Below are 4,628 nucleotides of genomic sequence, written 5' to 3'. Positions count from 1 at the left end.
AATAACTTTTTTAAATTAAATAAAAATATTAATTCATAGTTTTAACACAGTCTCTAAAAGTAGTGGTAATTGATTTTGGGTTGGTGCTGTGTAGGGCAGTTGATATTGAATACAGGGTTAACCACAATTTCCATCGCATTTATGCGGTGGATTAGGCTTCCCGTTTGGGTTTGGTGGCTTTAGCCGAAATGTGTTGTAGCCGCCGCCGTTCGTGTCTCCACGCATGGCTTTTCGACTAAAGTCGGTTGCTCCGACTTGTCTTGGCAAGACCACTACTTAAAAGTAGTGGTAATTGATTTTTGGGTTGGTGCTGAACAGATTTGGTTTTTAGTGAAGGGTTTTCTTTGTCCCTAGTCGCTACGCTCTCGGGATTGTTGCTGGCGCAACAATTTCCATCGGATTTACTCCGACAATTCACATTCCATGACAAAATTCATTCAAATCTTTTCGCCTTTTAATGAATAAATCCCAATATTTGATTTCGATTACAACCCAATACAACCTATATTCACCTATGAGAAGTGCCATACTGATCTTTGTTGTTTTCTTGTTGCTGCAAGGCTGCAAACAATCACCTGAAACCTTATTTGTTCTAAAATCCCCTGCTGATACAGGGATATTGTTCAATAATGAAATTGTTGAAACAGATACCTTCAATATCCTTACAGATGAATATATCTTCAATGGAGGAGGGGTAGCAGTAGCCGACTTTAACAATGATGGACTTCCTGACCTTTATTTTACCGGAAATCAGGTAGCCAATAAGCTCTATCTCAACAAAGGGAATTTAAAATTTGAGGATATTACCAATGGTTCTGGCACAGCAGCTGCAGAACGATGGAGCACAGGGGTGACGGTAGTAGATATCAATGGAGACGGTTGGATGGATATTTATGTCTGTGCTGCAATGTTTCCTGATCAGAAACGCCGTGCCAATATGCTTTTCGTCAATCAGGGTTTGGATGAAGATGGGAATCCTTATTTTGAAGAACAAGCAGCGCAATATGGAATTGCTGAAGTGGGCAACAGCATGATGGCAACTTTTTTTGATTATAACAATGATGGCTTTTTGGATCTTTATGTACTCAATAATGAACAGAGCAAATCCATTCCTTCTAATTTCAGAGAAAAAATCATCGATGGTTCTGCTATCAATAATGACCGTCTATTCAAAAATAATGGGGACGGAACATTCACCGATGTTACTATTGAGGCTGGTATAACTATAGAAGGTTTTGGTTTGGGAATAGCTGTTGCCGATATCAACTTTGATGGTTGGCCTGATATTTATATTTCAAATGATTATACGCCCAACGATATCCTATATATCAACAATCAGGATGGGACTTTTTCTAACAAAACAAAAGAGTACATCAGGCATCAGAGTATGTTTTCCATGGGTTCAGACATTTCTGACTACAATAACGACGGATATCCCGATATCATTACTTTGGATATGTTGGGAGAAACCAATTTTAGAAAGAAAACCACCATTGCTAAAAACTCCTACCAGACTTACATTTCCAACGAACAGTGGGGCTATGAATACCAACATGTAAGGAATATGCTTCACGTAGGGAATGGTCCTGGAGTTCCTTTTAGTGAAATTGGTTTCATGGCAGGGGTATACCAAACTGACTGGTCATGGTCACCGCTTTTTGTGGATGTGGATAATGATGGATTCAGAGACCTATTGGTTACCAATGGTTTTCCAAGAGATATTACGGACAAAGATTTCGCCAATTACAGGGCTGATGTCGGAGGGGTAGCAAGTACCAGGCAGCTTTTGGATTCCATACCTATTGTCAAAATCCCGAATTATTCTTACAAAAACAAAGGTGATTGGACCTTTGAGGATGTGGGAGTGAAATGGGGACTCAATAAACCATCCTTTTCTAATGGGGCAGTATTTGTCGATTTGGATGGAGATGGTGACTTGGATTATGTAGTCAACAATATCAATGATCCGGCATTTGTATTTGAAAATACACTCAACAAAAAGGCCAATACGGGGAACTACCTCAGGGTTAAATTGAAAGGTACTGTGGAAAACCCCATGGGTATCGGTGCCAAGCTTGTCCTAAGACAATCTTCCGAAGACTTTATTTACCATGAGCAGCAAATATCAAGAGGATACATGTCTGCCGTGGAAGATATTGTTCATTTTGGTTTGGGAGAACAGGATTCTGATCTTGTATTGGAGATTTTGTGGCAGGATGGAAAATATCAGGCTATAGAAAATTTTCAGCCTAATCATTTATTAGAGGTAAATCATGCAGAAGCTAGTGATGTAGGACAAAATAGACTCAAATTTCCATTGAGCCCCAAAGAAGTGAGCCCATTATTCAACGAAGTTTCTGTTGAATTGGGAATAGACTTTGTTCATCAGGAAGAAGATAAAATAGACTATAACATCCAGCGTACACTTCCGCATAAACTTACACAGTTTGGACCCAGTTTGGCAGTAGGAGATATTAATGGTGACGGCAGAGAGGATTTTATTGTCGGCAGCTCAGCTGGAAATTCACCTGTGATTTATTTCCAGGATGAAGAGGGTTCTTTTGCAGAAAAAGTACTTTTTGACAAGGAAGAGGATAAGAGGTATGAGGAAATGGGAATACTGCTGTTTGACTTAGATAATGATGGTGATCTTGATCTCTATTTGGTGTCTGGCAGCTCAGAATTTAGACCTGGTTCAGAAGAATATATTGACCGCATCTTTATCAATGATGGAAAGGGAAATTTCTCCAAAGCATCAGCTGAACAGGCAAAAGTAGAGGCTAGCGGAACTGTGGTGCGCGCGACTGATTTCAATGGAGATGGGTTTATGGATCTTTTTGTCGGCGGAAGAACGGGCATAGGTCAGTATCCGCTGGCAGACCGTTCATTTATATTAAGAAATGAGTCGGGTGTATTGAAGGATGTAACTGATGAGATAGCCCCTGAATTGAGAAATATTGGAATGGTTACAGATGCCATTTGGACTGATGTAGACGATGATGGTATCCCTGATTTGATGGTAGTGGGAGAGTTGATGCCTGTTACTGTCTTTAAAAATACAGGGTCCTCATTGGAGAAAATGAAAAATACAGGATTGGAAAATCATTTGGGCTGGTGGAATAGCATTGCTTCGGGTGATTTCAATCAAGACGGCCGCATTGACTATATTCTCGGGAATCTTGGAGCCAATAATTACTATCACCCTTCCCAAGAAAGGCCTGTGAGGGTTTATGCTAAGGATTTTGATGGGAATAAAAGTATTGATCCTGTTATTTTTACCTATTTCAAAGACAATACAGGTAATTATATTTCTGTTCCGGCTCACTATTGGGATGATTTGTATGGTCAGAGTACCCTTTTCAGAAGGAAGTTTACCCGATACAAAGAATACGGTAGGGTAACAGAGCAAAGTCTTTTTACTCCGGAGGAATTGGAAGATGTGGTAAAGCTGGAAGGTAATTTTGACAGGACAGCTTATATAGAGAACCTTGGAGGAGGAAAATTCAAAGTACATGAATTACCTCTGATGGCTCAAACAGCCCCTGTAAATGGGATAACAATAGCAGATGTCAACGGAGATGGAAATTTGGATGTGCTGTTGGTTGGCAACGATTATGGTAATGAGGTGTTTTCGGGAAGGTATGATGCCTTCAATGGTTTGGTGTTATTAGGTGACGGGAAAGGGGATTTTGAGCCTATCCGCTCTATAGAAAGTGGCTTTGTTGTGCCAGGTGATGCCAAAGCAATGGTGACTCTTTTCGGACGGAATGGGAAACAGTTGTTCGTTTCTTCCCAAAACCGGTCCAGGTTATTAGTGCATGAAAGTGCAAAAGCATTACAAGGTCAGGTATTTAGAACGCCTTCAAAGTTCCATACTTTAATCCTTGAGCTTGAAGGTGGAAAGAGTCAGAAGATAGAAGTTTATAACCGATCGGGTTTCTTAAGTAATTCTTCGAATGCAGTGCTTTTACCTGAAAATCTTAAGTCCCTTAAAGGGATTGATTACAAGGGGAATCAAGAGGATCTGCCGCTTGAGGGTGCTCAGATTGGGATGAAGTGAAGCAGGGTTTTAACTGTCCTAGGTTTGTATTTACTTCAGATCTCTCCTGCGTACCAATGACAAATAGCTATTTCTCGCTGCGCCCGCTGCGTGGACCCTTTTGTCATTTTACGATCTGTAAATACCAAATTTTAAAATCTCGAGATGACAAGGTAGGATCTTGCCTCTCTCTGCCTTCTGCGCTTATCCGCGTAATCCGCGGGACTTTATTCTCCCGCTGATTGCGCTGATTTCGCAGATACCTTTGCAGTATTGAGAGTCAAAGAGTAATAATCAGCTCTATTATCAAAAAAATGACCTTAAGATCACTACCAAAACTTCTTTGCGATCCTTGGCGCCTTAGCGTTCTCCGCGCGAACCAAATACCTGAGATTTCTCACTACGTACCAATGACCAATAGCTATTTCTCGCGGCGATCGCTGCGGCTTCGCTGCGCCCGCTGCGTGGACCCTTTTGTCATTTTACGATCTGTAAACACCAAATTTTAAAATCTCGAGATGACAAGGAAAAGCTTTTCTTAGACCTGACCATCTGGACGCAGTTAAACGACTTTTCAGCCGCCAAATCA

General features: G+C 40.8%; 1 protein-coding gene. It reads left to right on the top strand.

Annotation, left to right across the window (positions count from 1 at the left end):
- Positions 1-457 precede the first annotated feature (457 nt).
- Positions 458-4,060: an FG-GAP-like repeat-containing protein gene (locus EA341_RS18890; protein ID WP_293016735.1), complete on the top strand. Its 3,603-nt coding sequence runs from the start codon at positions 458-460 to the stop codon at positions 4,058-4,060.
- Positions 4,061-4,628 lie beyond the last annotated feature (568 nt).

It is taken from the genome of Mongoliibacter sp. (genome assembly GCF_007692705.1).
Taxonomy (GTDB): Bacteria; Bacteroidota; Bacteroidia; order Cytophagales; family Cyclobacteriaceae; genus Mongoliibacter.
The sequence above is the reverse complement of the archived record's forward strand: the minus strand, read 5'-3'. Positions and strand labels throughout refer to the sequence as shown.